The sequence below is a fragment of the Weizmannia agrestimuris genome, assembly GCF_943193165.1.
Classification (GTDB): domain Bacteria; phylum Bacillota; class Bacilli; order Bacillales; family Bacillaceae_C; genus Weizmannia; species Weizmannia faecalis.
In genome coordinates this window covers 76,566-94,201 of the sequence record NZ_CALPDC010000001.1, presented here as the reverse complement: position 1 = coordinate 94,201, position 17,636 = coordinate 76,566, and the positions used below count along the sequence as shown (strand labels likewise).

Here is a 17,636-nt window from a genome sequence, read left to right as displayed (position 1 = left end):
CTGGAACCCCCTCGAAACCGGAAACTTTACAGGAAAAATCTTTGGATATCATTCCAGGTGACAATAATCATCAACAGCATCAGGAGCGCAAAACCGATAAAATGGACGATGCCTTCTTTTTGCCGGTCAATCGGTTTGCCCCGCAATGCTTCGATGCCGAAAAACAGCAGCCTGCCGCCATCTAAAGCCGGCAGCGGGAGCAGGTTCATAATCCCGATGTTGATGCTCAACAATCCTGCCCATTTAAACAAATAAATGATGCCCGACTTGGCGACGGTCTCTGTTGATTTGTAAATGCCGACAGGGCCTGACAGCATATCAATGGAAAAGCCGCCGCTGATCAGGTGGCCAAGCAGTTTAAAAATTTCCACCGTCCAAACGTATGTCTGTGTAATGCCGTACGTGGCTACTTTCAGCGGGGAATGGTCAACCGGGCTGGTCACGCCGATTCTCCCGATGGTCTTCCCGTCCTCTGAAATGCTTTTTGGCGTCACCGGAATGTCCATTGTTTTGCCGTTCCGTTCCACTGTAAACGTAATTTTTTCATCAGGGTGTTTTTGGATCACGTCGACAATGTCATTCCACGTCGAGATTTCGGCACCGTCAATGCTGATCACTGTATCCCCTTTATGCAGCCCGGCCTTTGCCGCAGCACTGTCCTTGACAACCGTTCCGAGCACCGGATCGGTCATCGGCACCCCCTGCACCACGGCCATAAGGGTAAAGACAAGGGCTGCCAGAACGAAATTCATGAGCGGGCCCGCAAAAATCGTGAGCGCCCGCTTCCCAAGCGATTTGGAGGCAAACTGGCGGTCCCAAGGCGCGATTTGCATTTCCATCCGGTCTTCGACAAGCACGGCATCCCTTTTCACTTTAAACGTCCGGAGGTGTTCATCATCGCCTTCTTCATAGCCTTTGATTACAAGCGCACGTTCCAGATCTGCAGATTCCGTTTCAATCATGCGCAATCCGGTATACCGGTCTTTTCCGTTCACCACGATTTTTTCAACGGCTTCGTTTTCATCGAAAAGCAGCCCAACCCGCTGGCCTGGCTTCAACTCCGGCATATCCGGGTCTTCCCCCGCCATCCGTACGTATCCGCCGATCGGAAGCAGGCGGACGGTATACTGCGTTTCGTTTTTCTTAAACGAAAGGATCTTCGGGCCGAATCCGATCGCAAATTCGCGGCATAAAATCCCGGCTTTTTTGGCAACAAAGAAATGCCCGGCTTCATGGAAAATGACAAGTGAACCAAAAATCAAAATAAAGGCTATAACTGTCGTCAAATGAATACCACCTTACTTTAAAATAGTCTCCGCCTTTTTCAGGAACTCCGGGCAAGCTCCCGCTTATATGAGCGAGGCCACATAGTCCCGCGTCTCACGGTCAACGGCCCAGATCGTTTCCAAATCAGGGTGTATAATTACATTATGCCTTGCAAGCGCCTTTTCAATCAACTGATCAATTTGCAAAAACGAAATTTTTTCCTGCAAAAAGGCATGGACCGCCACCTCATTGGCCGCATTCAGCACGGCCGGCATCGATCCGCCGGCTTTTCCGGCTTCATAGGCAAGTTTCAGGCAGTAAAAGCGTTCTTCATCCATTTTTTCAAAATGAAGCCGGCCGATTTCCGCCAAATCGAGCCGCTTTGCATCCGGTAGCGGCAACCTTTTTGGAAATCCGAGCGCATATTGAATCGGGATGCGCATATCGGGCATCCCGAGCTGCGCCTTTACGCTGCTGTCACGGAATTCGACGAGAGAGTGGATGATGCTTTCGCGGTGCAGGATAGTATCAATTTTTTCAAAGGGAAGGCCGAACAGCCAGTGTGCTTCAATGACTTCGAGCCCTTTATTCATCATTGTTGCCGAATCAACCGTGATTTTGGCGCCCATCGACCAATTCGGGTGGTTCAGCGCATCTTTTACGGTGACGGTTTCAAGCTGTTCCCTTGTATAATCACGGAAACTGCCGCCGGATGCGGTAATGATGAGCCGTTCGATCTCATCCCGGTTTTCCCCTTGCAAACATTGAAAAATGGCGGAATGCTCGCTGTCGATCGGAAGAATTTCAGTTTCGGCGCGCCTTGCTGCATCCATCACGAGGTGGCCAGCTGTGACGAGCGTTTCTTTATTGGCGATCGCAACAGTTTTCCCCGCCCGGATCGCCTCCAAAGTCGGCAACAGCCCGACACTGCCAAGCACCGCATTGACCAAAATATCCGATTCGGCATATACCGCCGTTTCGACCATCCCTTTTTCCCCGTAGAGCACAACCGGGCTGTCCCCGAATTCGGTTTTCAGCCGGGCACAGTCTTCTTTGTCAGCGACAGAGACAAGCGCCGGATGAAACTCCGAAATAATTTTCCTCGTTAAGTTGAGATTTTTCCCTGCTGAAAAGGCAGCGAGCCGGAATGCTTCCGGATGGTTCCGGATCACATCCAGCGTTTGCGTGCCAATGGAGCCCGTTGCCCCCAATAAGCTGATTTGCTTCAATGCTATCCACCTCTTTTTCTATCCCGCCATCATTTTTAAAAAATGGATAAGCGGGAGGACAAACAATAAGCTGTCGAAGCGGTCCAAAATGCCGCCGTGCCCGGGCAGGATTTTCCCTGCGTCTTTTACCCCGTAATGCCGTTTATAGGCGGATTCCACCAAATCCCCGATCTGGCCGAAAACGGAGAGGACGACCGTGGAAATCATGAGCCGCCCGAGACCGAGACCGATATCGGAAAACAAAAAAAACAGCACAGCAACAATGACCGCACACAGTACGCCGCCAAGCGCGCCTTCAACCGTTTTATTCGGGCTGATCTCCGGCCACAGCTTATGCTTTCCAAAAGCCCGTCCGATGAAATAAGCGCCGGAATCCGTTGCCCAAATGAGAAACAGGGCGTAAAAAATATAGGTTATGCCCGCATCTGGCGCATTTCTTGTTTCAATAAAATAATAAAAGCCGATGCCAACGTAGATGGCGGACAAAATGTGGAAACCCGCCTGCTCAAATGTAAACCGGTTTTTCGTCATCACCATGTAGGCAAGAAAAAGCAGCACGATCATATACACCAATTCAAGCTTTGAAAAGCCTGTTTGTGCGATGACATGCATATACTTTGATGGAAATAAAATCAGCCACAGCAGCAGGACGGAAAGGATGCCGCCAAAGGAAAAAAATGACTGTTTTCCCATCCGCAACAGCTCGTATAGCGCAACGGTCGCCATGGCATACACGAGCAGCGCAAACGGCCATCTCCCGTATACCACAAAAGGAATAAAAAAAGCTGCTGCCACGATGGCTGTAATGATTCTCTGCTTCATTCAGACTGCTCCTCACTTTTTAAACCGCCGTATCTTCGGGAACGTTTTTGATATTCTTCAATCGCACTTAAAAAATGTTCCTCATTAAAATCCGGCCATAACACATCGGTAAACACAAACTCCGTATACGCCAGCTGCCACAACATAAAATTGCTGAGCCGGATTTCCCCGCTCGTCCGGATTAAAAGGTCGGGGTCCTGCAGGCCGTGCGTCATTAAGTACTGGTGGAACACTTCCTCGGTCAGCTCGTTTTCATTCATTATACCATTTTTTACATCCATTAAAATATTTCTCACGGCGCGCATAATTTCATCCCTGCTCCCGTAGTTCAACGCAAAATTGAGAATCAGCCCGTCGTTTTGCGCCGTTTCACTGATCGCTTTATTGATGGCCCTTTGAGTATGAAGCGGGATTTTTTCTTTGCACCCCATCATCTGCACTTTCACATTTTCCGCTTTCAGCTCGGGAAGATAAGTGGATAAAAATTCTTCCGGCAGCTTCATTAAGTATTCCACTTCTAATTTTGGCCGTTTCCAGTTTTCTGTTGAAAAAGCATACAGCGTCAATACTTTGATTCCGAGCCGGTTGGCGATACGGGTAATTTTCCGGACGGTTTTCATGCCTTCGTGATGGCCGGCCACCCGCGGCAAATGGCGTTTTTTCGCCCATCTTCCGTTGCCGTCCATGATGATGGCGACATGTTCCGGGATGGCGGCAGCTTTCACTTTTTCGCCGCGGGTTGTCGTGTCGCGGCCTTCTTTATCGAAAGATTTCCATCTTTTTAAATTCATATGCACATTTGCCCTCCAAATGGTATCCGCCTGCAACTTTATGCACGGTACCGCGGCCATACGTGTTCAGTCGTTTCCGGCAAAAGTGGTATGACCTTTGTATTCCATTTGCCAACCTCTATTATAGAGAAAATGGATGCGTTTGTGTAGTTCTGTTTTTTAAACGATCCGGCCATTTGGTTTGGGGGTGTATGGAAAACCGGCTTTGTATCCCCTTTTAAACGCGTGTGTAGCCCCATTTTCCGGCAATATGACAGGATTTTAGAACCGGAACATTCCATGCTCCCGGGAAAAGCGCGCACTGATAACATAATAAAAAACTTCCATCGGCCGCTTGCCAACGGAAGTTTTTTGTCCGGCAGTCAGACTTCCATAATTTCCTGCTCTTTTGTTTTTGTCATTTTATCGATTTTTTGAATGTGCTGGTCGGTGATTCTCTGGACGTCTTCCGCGAAGCCGCGGTGCTCGTCTTCTGTAATCTCACCGTTTTTCTCCTGCTTTTTCAGCTCATCATTGGCATCGCGGCGCACGTTACGGATGGCAACTTTTGCTTCTTCCGCTTCTTTTTTGATGAGCTTCACCAGTTCTTTTCTCCGTTCTTCCGTTAAAGGCGGGATAGATAGGCGGATCACGGAACCGTCATTATTCGGCGTAAGGCCGAGATCCGATTTTAAAATGGCCCTTTCAATTTCACCCAGCACCGTTTTATCATACGGCTGGATCACCATCAGGCGCGCTTCCGGCACGGAAATGGACGCAAGCTGGTTTACAGGTGTCCTAGCGCCGTAGTAATCTATCGTGATTTTATCGAGCAGGGCCGCGTTTGCACGCCCCGCACGGATGGAGCCGAGTTCGCGCTGAAAAGCCTGGATTGCTTTTGCCATTTTATCTTTTGCAGTGTCAATGACCTGATTTGCCATCATATTTTCCCCCTAACGATTGTCCCAATGGTTTCGCCCAAGACGGCGCGTTTGATGTTTCCTTCCTCCATAATTGAGAATACTATAAGCGGGATGTCATTGTCCATACATAAAGAGGACGCGGTGGAGTCCATGACAGCGAGGCCGTCTTTGATGACATCCAGATATGAAAGCTCTTCATATTTCACAGCATCTTTGTCCAGTTTCGGATCGGCAGAATAAACACCGTCCACATTATTTTTTGCCATTAAAATGACATCGGCTTCAATTTCTGCTGCACGCAGCGCGGCGGTCGTATCGGTGGAGAAAAACGGGTTGCCCGTACCGGCGGCAAAAATAACGACACGACCCTTTTCCAGATGGCGGATGGCCCGCCTTCTGATATAAGGTTCTGCCACCTGGCGCATATCAATGGAAGTCTGCACGCGTGTTTCCACGTCGCTCTGTTCCAGGCTGTCCTGAAGGGCCATTGCATTCATGACCGTGGCGAGCATGCCCATATAATCAGCCGTTGCCCTGTCCATTCCCATCTGGCTGCCGATCTTGCCGCGCCAAATATTGCCGCCGCCGACGACAATCGCCACTTCAACGCCAAGCTCGACAATTTCTTTTACTTGCCGCGCGACGGACTGGATGACCGTCGGATGAATACCAAAGCCCTGCTCTCCAGCCAATGCCTCACCACTTAATTTCAATACGACACGTTTATATTTAGGGGTGTCCATTTTGAACCTCCAATATGGTTATGTAAAATTGCCCCGGTCCATCTTTGCCGGTAAACGGGGCGTTTTTTTTGCAAGGTTAAAATCCTGCCTTCTTTTAAAAAGAGGAACACACTGTGTTCCCCTTTTAAAACTAGTTTTTCTTCACTTGATTCATGACTTCTTCAGCAAAGTTTTCCTGGCGTTTTTCAATGCCTTCGCCGACTTCATAACGGACAAAATCTGCCACTTTTGCATTATGGGAAGCGACGAACTGCCCAACCGTTTGATCCGGATTTTTGACAAACGCCTGGTCTGCCACACAAATTTCCTCGAAGTATTTCTTCAAGCGTCCTTCCACCATTTTTTCCACAATCTTTTCCGGTTTGCCTTCGTTCAGCGCCTGTTGTTTTAATACTTCGCGTTCATGGGCCACTTCTTCTTCCGAAACCTGGTCGCGGGAGATGTATTTCGGATTCATCGCTGCAACATGAAGGGCAACGTCTTTTGCAACAGAAGCATCGGTTGTGCCTTCAAGAACAGTGAGCACACCGATACGGCCGCCCATGTGGAGGTATTCGCCGAACGCACCGTTATCCGTTTTCGTTTTCAGGGCAAAACGGCGGAGCGAAATTTTTTCACCGATTTTGGAAATCGCCTGTGTAATAAAATCATTGACAGTCGATCCGTTTGCCATTGTTGATTGTAAAGCGGCATCCAGATCGGCCGGTTTGCTTTGAAGCAAATGTTCAGCGATTTCTTTTACAAGGTTTTGGAATTCTGCATTTTTTGCAACAAAGTCTGTTTCGGCATTGACTTCGAGAATGACGGCGTGGTTGCCTTCGCTTAATACGTAAGTGGTTCCTTCTGCAGCAACGCGGTCTGCCTTTTTCGCCGCTTTTGCGATCCCTTTTTCACGAAGATAGTCCACCGCTTTTTCCATATCGCCGTTCGTTTCCGTCAGCGCTTTTTTGCAATCCATCATGCCTGCGCCGGTTTTTTCACGAAGTTCTTTCACCATTTGAGCTGTAATTGCCATCGGATTTCCTCCTTCAAGTTTATGTACGTCTCCCTAAAAAAAGGTGATAAGCACAAACCTTCTTATCACCTTTTTTATTGGGATATTTTGGGTAAGGTGCGGCCGCTGTCAAACCCCGGCCGGAAAACGGATCAGGCTTCGACAGTCGTTTCTTCCGTGCCCGCTGCTTCGCCGGATTCGGCCGGAACTTCAGCGGCACCTTCTTCGCCCTGTTTTGCTTCCACAATAGCATCCGCCATTTTGCTGGTCAAAAGTTTGACCGCACGGATCGCATCATCGTTTGCCGGAATGACATAGTCAATTTCATCCGGATCGCAGTTTGTATCCACAATCCCGATAATCGGAATGTTTAATTTTCTTGCTTCCGCTACCGCGATGCGTTCTTTGCGCGGATCGATTACAAACAATGCATCCGGCAGGTTCCGCATATCTTTAATGCCGCCAAGGAATTTCACCAAACGGTCGTGTTCTTTTTTCAACTGGACGACTTCTTTTTTCGGAAGGACATCAAATGTGCCGTCTTCTTCCATTTTTTCGATTTGTTTCAAACGGTCAATCCGTTTTTGGATCGTTTCAAAGTTGGTTAAGGTTCCGCCAAGCCAGCGGTGGTTCACGTAAAACATGCCGGAACGTTCCGCTTCATCTTTAACGGATTCCTGCGCCTGTTTTTTCGTGCCGACGAACAGAATATTTCCGCCGTTGCCTGCAAGATCTTTTACAAAGTTATAAGCTTCTTCTACTTTTTTGACCGTTTTTTGCAGGTCAATAATATAGATGCCGTTCCGTTCCGTGAAAATGTATTTTTTCATTTTCGGGTTCCAGCGGCGCGTCTGGTGGCCGAAATGGACACCGGCTTCGAGCAGTTGTTTCATTGAGATTACTGACATTTTATTTCCTCCTATGGTTTTTTTCCTCCGCCCCAATCCTTTTCAAAAGGAGACCGCTTAAAAGCAGCACCGTCCTTTAAATCATGAAGCGTGTGTGATAACACCAACGATTACTATACCATAAAAAAAAATGCGAATCAAGCATTATCCGCGTCCTGTCTGAAATTTGAGAAGCAGCTCGATTTCCGTGCGGCCTTTATTTAATTTTTGGGCAATTTCATCAACAGTATACCCGTTTTGTTGCAAATCATTCACTTTTTGCAAAAGGCTTTTTTCTTCCTGAAGCTGCCCATCGCTTTGTTCCCCTGAAATTTGCCGGGCCGCATTCCGGTACGCCCGGTTTGCGGATACCTGGATGAGCGCATCTGACTTCAGTTCCGCTGTTTCTTCTGTCTCAGGCGGCTGTTTTGTTTCCGAACCCGGCTGTCCCGTTTCCGGCCCTGCTTTTTCCGCCGGCCCGGCCTCCTTCATCCTGCCTGCTTTCATTTTTTTGATAAAAGCATCGTTTTCTTCTTTTAGCTCCATCAGGTATACGGAAAAGATGTCTTCGATTTCCTTTACCATTTTATTGACGTTCTGTTCTGCCCGGGCAAAGCGGTTTTGCCGTAAATAGAGCAGGATGATGGCAAAAATGGAGAGCGCATTAAATAGGAAAGAAAGAATGAGGAAAAAAATAACCGTTTGATTCACCCCCTCTGATTACAGCAACCGTTTTTCCAAAATATTCCGCAGTTTGTAAATGGCCTTCGAATGGATCTGGGAAATGCGGGAAGTGGAAAGCCCCATCACTTCGCCGATTTCTGTCAGCGTGCATTCTTCCTGATAAAAGAGGCCCAGCACAAGCTGCTCTTTTTCCGACAGGGCACGGATGGCCTCTGCCAGTTCCTTTACGGTTTCCTTCTTTTCCAGTTCGGATTCTGGCTGGCCATTATTCCGTTCCCCGGACACGAGCCGGGATGCCGCTTCCGGTTCATCATTGTCGGTGCCCGTTTCTTCTATTGACAGGACATTGGCAAAAAACTGTTCATTCATCGTTGTGCAGACTTCCGTTTCTTCCATGCCAAGCTCCAAAGCGACTTCTTTCGGAGAAACGGCGCGCAAGTATTTCTGCTCCAGCTTTTCAATGGCGCTTTCAATTTTTTTCGCTTTTTCTCTCGTGCCCCTTGACAGCCAGTCTTCTTTCCGCAGGCCGTCCAAAATCGCGCCGCGGATCCGAAAAGAAGCATATGTATCAAATCTCAGTTCGCGGGACGGATCAAATTTGTTTAATGAATCCAAAAGCCCGAACATGCCGAGGCTTTTTAAATCCTCTTTCGATACGTTGCGGGGAAGCCCGGCGGCAATTCTTTGGACATGGAAAGAAACAAGCGGCATATATCTTTTCACAAGGGCATTCCCGGCTTCCGGATCACGGGATTTAAGCCACAAATCCCAGTCTTTCTGCTCTTCACCCTGTATTGGCTCCTCCGCCATATCGCATCCCTCCTTGTTGCCATTGCCTTTTCCCGAAAACAAAGGGGCGGCCCTCATTATATTTCGACAGATCCCTGGTTGACCGTTCTCACGGTCAGCACGGCATTTTCCGGGTTAAATTCAATCGTGCGGCCGCTTTTCCCCCCGGTATCTTCGGCCACCAATTGAATGCGGTACTTTTTCAGTTCGTGTTTTACAGCCTCGACATTGCGCGGCCCGATCCGCATTGCTTCATTCATGGAAGAAAAAGAAAACATTTCGGCTCCGCCGGCGATTTTTGCCAACAGCCTGCTCTGGTGGCAGCCTACGCTTTTCAGCATGCCGATCAGCTCAAAAATGGCGGTATCCGCAAATTTTGCTTTATTCATATGCTCCCCGTTCTTCGCAATGAAGGATGAAGGCAGCATCACATGGGCAAGCCCGGCTGTTTTGGCCGGCAAATCGTACAGGACGACGCCAACGCATGAGCCAAGCCCGGTGGTCCTGATCAGGCCGGGAGAAGTGACAATCTTCATTTCCGCAATGCCCACTTTGACGATGTTCATTTCGCTATCCATTTAATTCAACCCTTAGCGCACGGAACAGGATTTCATAAGAATCCGGATCCGGAAAGAGGAAAAAATGCCCCTTCATATCGGAATTTTCCGCCTGCTCATCGCTCAGCACCGTATCAATCACGATGGCATAATCGCTGACCTGGGACAGTTCAATCAAACCGTAGCTGATAATGGATCCGAACATATCAATGCTGAGCGCCGGGACGGAAGGCAGCATATCCAGCTTCGTAAAATCGGAAAGCGCCGTTAAATAAGACCCCGACAAAATATTGCCCAGCTCCAGCATCGCCGACAGCCCGAGCTCCGGATAAGGCGGTTTTTCAAAAGAAAACGACGGATCCCCGATCATTTCTTTAATGAATCGTTCGCCCTGGGCAACCGGCACGATGAAAAAAATATTGCCGGGTGCATCGCCTTCAATCCGTAAAAACACGCTCACCACAACGAGCTCAGCACCGCCGATCAGATCCATGATTTCTTCAAAAGAAGCAATATGGACATCCGGAACCGTCATTTTGATTTTTTTATGCAGCAATTTGGAAAGTGCCGTTGCGGCATGCCCCGCTCCGATATTCCCGATTTCTTTTAAGACATCAAGGTGAAGATTTGTGATTTTATTTTTAATATCCATTTAAAATACCCCTATTGTAATGGCGTTAAAGTTTTTTCTAAATCAAGCAGCAGCAAAAGCCTCTGGTTTATATTCGCCACACCGGAAATAAAGTCCTCTTTGCCCGCGTTTACCACTTCCGGCTCGGGTTCCACTTTTTTTTCGTCGATATCCAGGACATCCGTCGCCTCGTCCACAAGCAGGCCCGTTTCAATCTCTCCAAACCGGACGATGATCAGCTTGCGTTCCTCCGTATCAGCGCCCGTGTCATCCTCCATGCCAAACCGTTTTTTCAGATCAATGACCGGGATAATGACACCGCGCAAATTCATCACGCCAAGTATAAAAGGAGCGGTAAGCGGCACTCTTGTAATATGCTGCAGCTTTTCAATGGCCAAAACCTGCGTAACCGGCAGGGCATACTCTTTATCATTTAACTGAAATACGATCACTTTCTCCAACGATCTCAACCTCTTTCCTGCGCAATGAAATGGGCGGCAAGCACCCTGTTTTCTATTTAATCAGCGCATTGCTGTCGATGATAAGGGCAACCTGGCCGTTTCCAAGAATGGTGGCCCCGGAAATGGCAAATACATTCGTTAAATAATTCCCTAAAGATTTTAATACGATTTCCTGCTGGCCGATAAAGGCGTCCACCACAAACGCAGCCAGTTTTTCCCCTTTCCGCACAATCAGTACGGAGACATATTCATCATTTTGCTTTGCGTCCGGAACTTCAAATATTTCATTCAAAAAGACAAGCGGCACCACTTTGCCCCGGAAATCGATCACTTTTTGGTGATGCGCTTTTAATATTTCGCCCTTCTTAATAATGGCCGTCTCTACAATAGAGGATAACGGGACAGCATATTTTTCCGTCCCGATTTCCACGAGCATGACGGAAATGATCGACAGGGTAAGCGGCAGCTGAATCGTAAAGACGGATCCGCGCCCTTCTGCGGAATGGACAGAAATCGAGCCGCCCAATGATTGAATAGTTGATTTCACCACATCCAGCCCGACACCACGGCCGGAAATATCAGATACATGGTCAGCGGTTGAAAAACCGGATTCAAAAATCAGGTTATAAATCTGGCTGTCTGTTAAACTGCCGGCTTCCTCCTTTTTGACAATGCCTTTTTCAATGCCTTTTTCCAGCACTGTTTCACGGTTAATGCCGGCGCCGTCGTCTTCGATTTCAATAAACACATGGTTGCCGCTGTGGTAAGCTTTTAACGTAATTGTCCCTGTTTCCGGCTTTCCTGCCCGCTTTCTTTCTTCCGGTTGTTCAATGCCGTGGTCGCACGAATTCCGGATCAGATGGACAAGCGGGTCGCCGATTTCATCAATGACGGTGCGGTCCAGTTCTGTTTCGGCACCGATAATGTCGAGATCCATTTTTTTGTGCAATTCTCTTGCCAGCTGGCGGACAAGCCGCGGAAAACGGTTAAACACCGTTTCGACCGGCACCATCCGCATGTTCAAAATGATCGTTTGCAAGTCGCCGGAAATTCTGGACATCCTTTCAACGGTTTCATTGAGCTCCGGATGGTTCACTTCTTTTGCAATTTGTTCGAGGCGCCCGCGGTCAATGACCAGCTCTTCAAATAGATTCAGCAGATTATCCAGCCGCTCGATGTTCACACGGATCGTCTTCGTTGTATGTTTCTGTTTTTGCGGATGCTTTTTCGCCGGTTTTTGCGGATGCTTTTCCGCTATGTCCGGTGCAGCCTGTTTTTTCTCTTCTGCTGCCGGTTTCTCCGGTTCTGCCGTTTCCAGGTGTTGTCCGCTCTCCGGTTTTGAGAGGGTCACGGTGCTTGCTTTGACATCTTCAATCTCTGATACTTTACAGATTTTTTGGCGGATCTCTTCCCTGTCCTCTTTTGAGATCAGCGTCACCTTAAATTCATTGTCGAACTGCTCTTCTTCCAGCTGGTCGGCCGGCGGATCGGAATGGATAATCTCGCCGCATTTTTCAAGGATATCAAATACCATGAATACCCGCGCCGCTTTTAAAAGGCAATCGCTGCGCAATGTTACCGTGAACTGGTAACAGCTGTACCCTTGTTCTTCTGATTGAACAATCACGGCCTGTTCGTACTGGTCAAATTCGTCTTCCTCTGTTTCCGCCTTTTCCGCTGTGGCGGCCGAAGCTTCTTTCTCCGCCTTCTTCTCTCCGGCCGAACCCTGTTCTGCCGCTTCCAGGCGGGCGATTGTCCCGCTCACATCCATTTTGCCGTCCCCGCCGTTTGCAACCGATTCCACCATCGCTTCCAGATGGTCCACCGCAGTAAAAATCACATCGATAATGTCCGGTGTTACAGACAGCTTCCCGTTCCGAATGGCATCAAGCACATTTTCCATCTTATGAGTCAGGTTGGCGAGGTCTTCATACCCCATTGTTGCCGACATCCCTTTCAATGTGTGGGCGGAACGGAAAATTTCATTGACAATTTGCAAGTCATCCGGGCTTTTTTCAAGCAGCAGCACATTTTCGTTTAACGACTGGATATGTTCCCTGCTTTCTTCAATAAACACTTCCAAGTACTGGCTCATTTCCATCTATACCACACCCTAATCACTAATAAATTTCATGATTGCCTCCGCAATTTTTTCCAGCGGCAAAACTTCATCCACCACTTTCGCGGCAATGGCACTTCTCGGCATGCCGTAAACGATGCAGCTTTCTTCCGCTTCGACAATCGCTCTTACATGCCCGCGATTCTTTAACGCGATCAAACCTTTTGTTCCGTCTGAACCCATCCCGGTCATGATGACGGCAAGTGTTTCATAGTTTTTCAGCATGCTCACCGATTCAAATGTTTTATCCACAGCCGGCCTGTGCCCGTTAACCGGCGCGGATTGCTCAAGCCGGATAAAGAGATGTGCGCCGCGCGCCTCCACGCCCATATGGAAGTCCCCGGGCGCAATATAAACCGCCCCCGGCTTGAGCATTTCGCCATCCTCGGCTTCTTTCACCCTGATGTTTGAAATGGCATTCAGCCGGCTGGCAAGCGACTTTGTAAATCCGCTTGGCATATGCTGGACAACCAGAACAGGCGCTTCCAAATTCCCGGGCAGGGAAGAAAGGACGGTTTGCAGGGCGCGCGGGCCTCCGGTCGATGTTCCGATGCAAACCAATTTTTTCCGTGCTATCCGTCCGCTTTGAACAGGATCGGACAAAGGTTGCGTGTTTTTTTCCGGTTCGCTTCCTTTACGTTTTTCCCATTTCACAAATCTGCCCCCTGTTTTTCAAAACTGTCATTCATTGCCCTGTTATTGTCATGCATGTTTAAGATTTCAACAAAAGCCCCCTCAGTTTCCGCATAAATACCGGTGCGCGCTGGCTGGGCCCGTCCGAATTGCCGGATACATAGCGGTTAAGCAATTCATCGATTCTTCTTGCAGCCGCTGAATGTGGAAATGCACTGTAAAACGGCAGCTGCCTTGATACAGCTTTTTTTACATGCGCATCTTCCGGCACAACGCCGAGAATGTTCACTTCTTTCCCTAAAAATTTCTTAACTGTAAATTGAAGCCGGTTTAACGTCAACATCCCGTCTTTTTCTTTTTCCGCCCGGTTGCAAATTAAATAAAGGGGGGCGCTGAATTGCTGCATGTAAATATATTTCATCATCGAATAAGCATCGGTAATCGCTGTCGGCTCAGGTGTTGTGACAATAAAAATATCATCAGCCGAAAGCAAAATTTTAAGGCTTGATGGCGCGGCGCCGGCACCCATATCGAAAATGATGTAATCAAAATCATACTGGAGCAGTTCGAGCTCTGTGACAAGCCTGGTTACAGCAGCTTCTTCCATCTCGACAATCTGGGCAAACCCGTTGCCGGCAGAAATATAAGAAATACCGGCCGGCCCGTCGCATATCATTTGGGCAAGTGGGATATTCCGGTTGATAAAGTCCGAGATCGTGTATGGTGCGTCAAGCCCGAGAAGGACGTGGATATTGCCCATGCCGACATCCAGGTCAAATAAAAGGACTTTTTTTCCCCTTTCTGCAAGTGCCATTGCCAAATTGACCGAGATGTTGGACTTCCCGACGCCGCCCTTTCCACTTGCGACTGCAAGCGTTTTTGCCGGAATCCCGTGTTGCATTTTTAACTTTGCGCGCAGCTGTTCTGCCTGGTCTCTCATTTGTCGTTCTCCCCAAATACGTATTCGGCAAAAATACCGGGGGTTGCCTCGAGCATATCATCAGGGACATCCTGGCCGTTTGTCACATAAGCACAGCCTTTTCCATACTGTTCCATTAAATTGATCGCAGCGCCGTAAGTGGATGTCTCATCCAGCTTGGTGAAAATAAACCGGTCAATCCTGATGCTTTGAAAACTGTCAAAAACGGCTTTCATATCTTTCTCTTTCATCGTTAACGACAACGTCAGAAAGGTTTCCATTTCCGCATGAAAATCGATGAGTCCTGAAAGCTCGCGGACATATTGCAGCTCCCTGTAATTCCGGCCGGCGGTATCGATAAAAACACGGTCAAAATCGGAAAATTTTTCGATCGCTTTTTTGAAATCGGACAATTTATAGACCACTTCGAGCGGCACATTCAGCAGGTTTGCATACGTTTTTAATTGTTCAATCGCTGCAATCCGATACGTATCCGTTGTAATGAAAGCAATTTTTTCTTTTTTTTCGAGCACGGCCTGTGCAGCCATTTTGGCGAGTGTCGTCGTTTTGCCGACACCGGTTGGGCCGATCAGGTTCACGTACTTTTTCTGGCTCCCCCCGTATGTCAAATGGGCGAGCTTTTTTTGAAGCAGTGCCTTCGCCTGCTTTAAAATTTCGTTTTCCGTCAGATTGCCGTTTGCTTTCTCCCATTCTTCATACAGGGCATCTCCGATCACAACCAGCAGCGATTCATCCAGCCCTTGCTGCAAACCTGTGTTTAATCGTTTTTGAATCGGCAGTGGATACTTTTGGTAAGCGGGATTCCCAAATTTCGACACTTCCTGGACCACTTTTTTCAGCGCTGCGATTTCTTTTTGCAGGCTTTCTTTTTCTGAACGGACGGAGGCATCCGGTGCGCGCGCAGGTTTTTCACCACGGGCAGGGGCCGTTTGTACCGGACTGTTTTTCCCGGCATCCGGGTCAACGGCTGCAATTACTTCGATGTTCCGCTTTTTCATAAATCCAAGAAAGCCTTTGTGCTGGACCACTTTTGAATTTAAAATGACGGCCTGGTCCCCAAGCTCAAGACGGATCTGTTTCATTGCTTCAGACATATTGGGCGCCATAAACTTTTTAATTTTCATTCTATGTTCACCAGCCCTGTGCTTTGTACCTCAACGTTTGCTTCCAGTTCATTATAGGAAAGAACCGACACCTGAGGAAAGAACCGTTCAATCATTTGCCGCAAATACATGCGGATGGCAGGCGAACAAAGGATGACCGCGGAACTGCCGGTAAGCGATACCCTCTCAACCTGCTGTGCAACGGATTCCACAATTTTTTGCGACACGGACGGGTCCAGGGAAAGATAATTGCCATGTTCCGTACGCTGGATGCCATCCGCAATCAATTTCTCTACTTTCCCCGAAACGGTGATGACTTTTAATTGCCCGTCTTGCGCATATTGCGCCGTAATTTGCCGCGCGAGACTTTGGCGGGCGTATTCCGTCAGCAAATCGGTATCTGTTGTTAATTTACCATAGTCGGCTAACGTTTCAAAGATAATCGGCAGTTTTCGGATGGAAACATTTTCTTTCAAAAGATTCGCCAGCACTTTTTGGATCTCGCCGACGGACAACGGGTTCGGTGTTACCTCTTCCACAAGCACCGGGTACGACTCTTTCAAATGGTCAATCAACGCTTTTGTTTCCTGCCTTCCGAGCAGCATATACGCGTTTTGCCGGATCGTTTCCGTAATATGGGTCGAGACAACCGTCGGGGGGTCCACGACCGTATAGCCCATCATTTCCGCCTGTTCTTTTTGTTCTTCCGTCACCCATTTTGCCGGCATTCCGAAAGCCGGCTCGACCGTCTCAATACCTTCAACGGAGCCGTCATCTTCGCCGGGCGCCATCGCTAAATAATGGTCGAGAAGAAGCTCGCCTTTGGCAAGTTCATTCCCGTTAATTTTCAACCGGTACTCATTCGGCTCAAGCTGGATATTATCGCGGATCCGGACAACCGGAATGACAATGCCGAGTTCGATGGCGAGCTGCCTGCGGATCATGACAATCCTGTCAAGCAAATCGCCCCCCTGGTTGACATCCACAAGCGGGATCAGGCCGTAGCCGAATTCGAATTCGATCGGGTCAATATCGAGCAGGCTCATGACGCTTTCCGGGCTTTTCAATTCCTCAGGCTGGAGTTCTTCCGCTTTCTCCGCGCTTTCCTGTTCCGTCTTTTTCGGGACTTGCTGGAGCCGGAAACCGCCGATGAACAGCGCCGCTGCCACCGTCATGGTTAAAAAATCATTAATCGGCGTAAACAAGCCGAGCAGAAAGATCGTGCCGCCCGCGACATATAGCATTTTGGGATAGGACAGCATCTGCGCCATTACGTCCTGGCCAAGATTGCCGTCTGATGCCGCCCTCGTGACCACGATCCCGGTTGCTGTCGAAATGAGCAGAGCCGGCACCTGGCTGACAATGCCGTCGCCAACGGTCATCAGCGAAAACTGGCTCGCGGCATCACTAATGGAGAGGCCGAGCTGGGTCATGCCGATAATGATCCCGAAGATAAGATTAATGAGAACGATAATGATGCTGGCAATCGCATCGCCCTTGACAAATTTGCTGGCACCGTCCATCGCGCCGTAAAAGTCTGCTTCCCGGCTGACTTTTTCCCGGCGAGCGCGCGCCTCCTGATCGGATATCATGCCGGCATTCAAGTCCGCATCAATGCTCATTTGCTTGCCCGGCATCGCATCGAGCGTGAACCGGGCCGCGACTTCAGCCACCCGTTCAGCGCCTTTTGTAATCACAATAAATTGGATAATAATCAAAATCGTAAAGACGACTAGCCCGACGACGATGTTGCCGCCGACAACGAACGATCCGAACGTCTCAATGACCCCGCCGGCATTGCCGGTGGAAAGGATCGAGCGGGTGGTTGAGATATTCAGCCCGAGCCGGAATAAGGTTAAAATGAGCAGCAATGACGGAAAGACGGAAAACTGAAGCGGCTCTTTCATATTCATTGAGATTAAAAGTACCATCAATGCAAGAGAAATATTACATATAATTAAAAAGCTCAATGCCCATGTCGGAAAAGGGATAATTAGCATAGTGACGATTAAAATGACACCTGCGATCACGGGAATATCTCTCAAATCTCTTGCACTCATACGGTTTCTCTCCTAACTTGCATGA

General features: G+C 48.6%; 18 protein-coding genes. All 18 read right to left on the bottom strand.

Annotated features, from left to right (window positions below; genetic code table 11):
* Positions 1 to 26: 26 nt before the first annotated feature.
* The 18 genes from rseP to flhA all read right to left on the bottom strand — a co-directional run bounded on the left by rseP (position 27) and on the right by flhA (position 17,611).
* Positions 27 to 1,286, bottom strand: coding sequence for an RIP metalloprotease RseP (gene rseP / locus NFR98_RS00495; protein ID WP_014095420.1), 1,260 nt, complete (start codon positions 1,284 to 1,286; stop codon positions 27 to 29).
* Between the two features lie 63 nt (positions 1,287 to 1,349).
* A complete protein-coding gene (locus tag NFR98_RS00490; protein WP_061087338.1) occupies positions 1,350 to 2,495 on the bottom strand; it encodes a 1-deoxy-D-xylulose-5-phosphate reductoisomerase in 1,146 nt (381 codons plus the stop codon).
* A gap of 18 nt (positions 2,496 to 2,513) precedes the next feature.
* Positions 2,514 to 3,317, bottom strand: coding sequence for a phosphatidate cytidylyltransferase (locus NFR98_RS00485; RefSeq protein WP_026684651.1), 804 nt, complete (start codon positions 3,315 to 3,317; stop codon positions 2,514 to 2,516).
* The gene (gene uppS, locus NFR98_RS00480) at positions 3,314 to 4,108 is read right to left on the bottom strand and encodes an undecaprenyl pyrophosphate synthase (protein ID WP_014095423.1); all 795 of its coding nucleotides are present in this window, start codon (positions 4,106 to 4,108) and stop codon (positions 3,314 to 3,316) included. Before uppS ends, NFR98_RS00485 begins: the two co-directional genes overlap by 4 nt.
* Before the next feature lie 362 nt (positions 4,109 to 4,470).
* A complete protein-coding gene (gene frr / locus NFR98_RS00475) occupies positions 4,471 to 5,028 on the bottom strand; it encodes a ribosome recycling factor (RefSeq protein ID WP_026684649.1) in 558 nt (185 codons plus the stop codon).
* Positions 5,028 to 5,753, bottom strand: a complete 726-nt coding sequence (pyrH, locus tag NFR98_RS00470) for a UMP kinase (protein ID WP_014095425.1) — start codon at positions 5,751 to 5,753, stop codon at positions 5,028 to 5,030. The genes frr and pyrH overlap by 1 nt, the downstream gene beginning before the upstream one ends.
* A 130-nt stretch (positions 5,754 to 5,883) precedes the next feature.
* On the bottom strand, positions 5,884 to 6,768 hold the full coding sequence (gene tsf, locus NFR98_RS00465) for a translation elongation factor Ts (RefSeq protein ID WP_014095426.1): 885 nt from the start codon (positions 6,766 to 6,768) through the stop codon (positions 5,884 to 5,886).
* A 131-nt stretch (positions 6,769 to 6,899) separates the two neighbouring features.
* Positions 6,900 to 7,655, bottom strand: a complete 756-nt coding sequence (gene rpsB / locus NFR98_RS00460; RefSeq protein ID WP_014095427.1) for a 30S ribosomal protein S2 — start codon at positions 7,653 to 7,655, stop codon at positions 6,900 to 6,902.
* Positions 7,656 to 7,799: 144 nt separating this feature from the next.
* The gene (locus NFR98_RS00455) at positions 7,800 to 8,345 is read right to left on the bottom strand and encodes a hypothetical protein (RefSeq protein WP_026684648.1); all 546 of its coding nucleotides are present in this window, start codon (positions 8,343 to 8,345) and stop codon (positions 7,800 to 7,802) included.
* Positions 8,346 to 8,354: 9 nt separating this feature from the next.
* Positions 8,355 to 9,128 (bottom strand): FliA/WhiG family RNA polymerase sigma factor, encoded by a 774-nt coding sequence (locus NFR98_RS00450; RefSeq protein ID WP_013859116.1) that lies wholly within the window; start codon positions 9,126 to 9,128, stop codon positions 8,355 to 8,357.
* Positions 9,129 to 9,184: 56 nt separating this feature from the next.
* Positions 9,185 to 9,685: a chemotaxis protein CheD gene (locus NFR98_RS00445; RefSeq protein ID WP_017554487.1), complete on the bottom strand. Its 501-nt coding sequence runs from the start codon at positions 9,683 to 9,685 to the stop codon at positions 9,185 to 9,187.
* Positions 9,678 to 10,316, bottom strand: coding sequence for a chemotaxis protein CheC (locus NFR98_RS00440; RefSeq protein ID WP_013859114.1), 639 nt, complete (start codon positions 10,314 to 10,316; stop codon positions 9,678 to 9,680). Before NFR98_RS00440 ends, NFR98_RS00445 begins: the two co-directional genes overlap by 8 nt.
* A gap of 11 nt (positions 10,317 to 10,327) precedes the next feature.
* Positions 10,328 to 10,756 (bottom strand): chemotaxis protein CheW, encoded by a 429-nt coding sequence (locus NFR98_RS00435; protein WP_019721099.1) that lies wholly within the window; start codon positions 10,754 to 10,756, stop codon positions 10,328 to 10,330.
* A gap of 52 nt (positions 10,757 to 10,808) precedes the next feature.
* On the bottom strand, positions 10,809 to 12,857 hold the full coding sequence (locus tag NFR98_RS00430) for a chemotaxis protein CheA (protein ID WP_026684647.1): 2,049 nt from the start codon (positions 12,855 to 12,857) through the stop codon (positions 10,809 to 10,811).
* 12 nt (positions 12,858 to 12,869) lie between these two features.
* Positions 12,870 to 13,529, bottom strand: coding sequence for a CheB methylesterase domain-containing protein (locus NFR98_RS00425; protein ID WP_017554485.1), 660 nt, complete (start codon positions 13,527 to 13,529; stop codon positions 12,870 to 12,872).
* Between the two features lie 58 nt (positions 13,530 to 13,587).
* The gene (locus NFR98_RS00420) at positions 13,588 to 14,448 is read right to left on the bottom strand and encodes a MinD/ParA family protein (protein WP_014095435.1); all 861 of its coding nucleotides are present in this window, start codon (positions 14,446 to 14,448) and stop codon (positions 13,588 to 13,590) included.
* On the bottom strand, positions 14,445 to 15,572 hold the full coding sequence (flhF, locus tag NFR98_RS00415; RefSeq protein ID WP_014095436.1) for a flagellar biosynthesis GTPase FlhF: 1,128 nt from the start codon (positions 15,570 to 15,572) through the stop codon (positions 14,445 to 14,447). Before flhF ends, NFR98_RS00420 begins: the two co-directional genes overlap by 4 nt.
* The gene (gene flhA, locus NFR98_RS00410) at positions 15,569 to 17,611 is read right to left on the bottom strand and encodes a flagellar biosynthesis protein FlhA (RefSeq protein ID WP_251459510.1); all 2,043 of its coding nucleotides are present in this window, start codon (positions 17,609 to 17,611) and stop codon (positions 15,569 to 15,571) included. Before flhA ends, flhF begins: the two co-directional genes overlap by 4 nt.
* Between the last annotated feature and the right edge of the window lie 25 nt (positions 17,612 to 17,636).

Bases quoted from the DNA above. Each gene is read 5' to 3' on its own strand.
- NFR98_RS00485 (WP_026684651.1), bottom strand. From the start codon at position 3,317: ATGAAGCAGAGAATCATTACAGCCATCGTGGCAGCAGCTTTTTTTATT.
- uppS (WP_014095423.1), bottom strand. From the start codon at position 4,108: ATGAATTTAAAAAGATGGAAATCTTTCGATAAAGAAGGCCGCGACACG.
- frr (WP_026684649.1), bottom strand. From the start codon at position 5,028: ATGGCAAATCAGGTCATTGACACTGCAAAAGATAAAATGGCAAAAGCA.
- pyrH (WP_014095425.1), bottom strand. From the start codon at position 5,753: ATGGACACCCCTAAATATAAACGTGTCGTATTGAAATTAAGTGGTGAG.
- tsf (WP_014095426.1), bottom strand. From the start codon at position 6,768: ATGGCAATTACAGCTCAAATGGTGAAAGAACTTCGTGAAAAAACCGGC.
- rpsB (WP_014095427.1), bottom strand. From the start codon at position 7,655: ATGTCAGTAATCTCAATGAAACAACTGCTCGAAGCCGGTGTCCATTTC.
- NFR98_RS00450 (WP_013859116.1), bottom strand. From the start codon at position 9,128: ATGGCGGAGGAGCCAATACAGGGTGAAGAGCAGAAAGACTGGGATTTG.
- NFR98_RS00445 (WP_017554487.1), bottom strand. From the start codon at position 9,685: ATGGATAGCGAAATGAACATCGTCAAAGTGGGCATTGCGGAAATGAAG.
- NFR98_RS00440 (WP_013859114.1), bottom strand. From the start codon at position 10,316: ATGGATATTAAAAATAAAATCACAAATCTTCACCTTGATGTCTTAAAA.
- NFR98_RS00430 (WP_026684647.1), bottom strand. From the start codon at position 12,857: ATGGAAATGAGCCAGTACTTGGAAGTGTTTATTGAAGAAAGCAGGGAA.
- NFR98_RS00420 (WP_014095435.1), bottom strand. From the start codon at position 14,448: ATGAGAGACCAGGCAGAACAGCTGCGCGCAAAGTTAAAAATGCAACAC.
- flhF (WP_014095436.1), bottom strand. From the start codon at position 15,572: ATGAAAATTAAAAAGTTTATGGCGCCCAATATGTCTGAAGCAATGAAA.
- flhA (WP_251459510.1), bottom strand. From the start codon at position 17,611: ATGAGTGCAAGAGATTTGAGAGATATTCCCGTGATCGCAGGTGTCATT.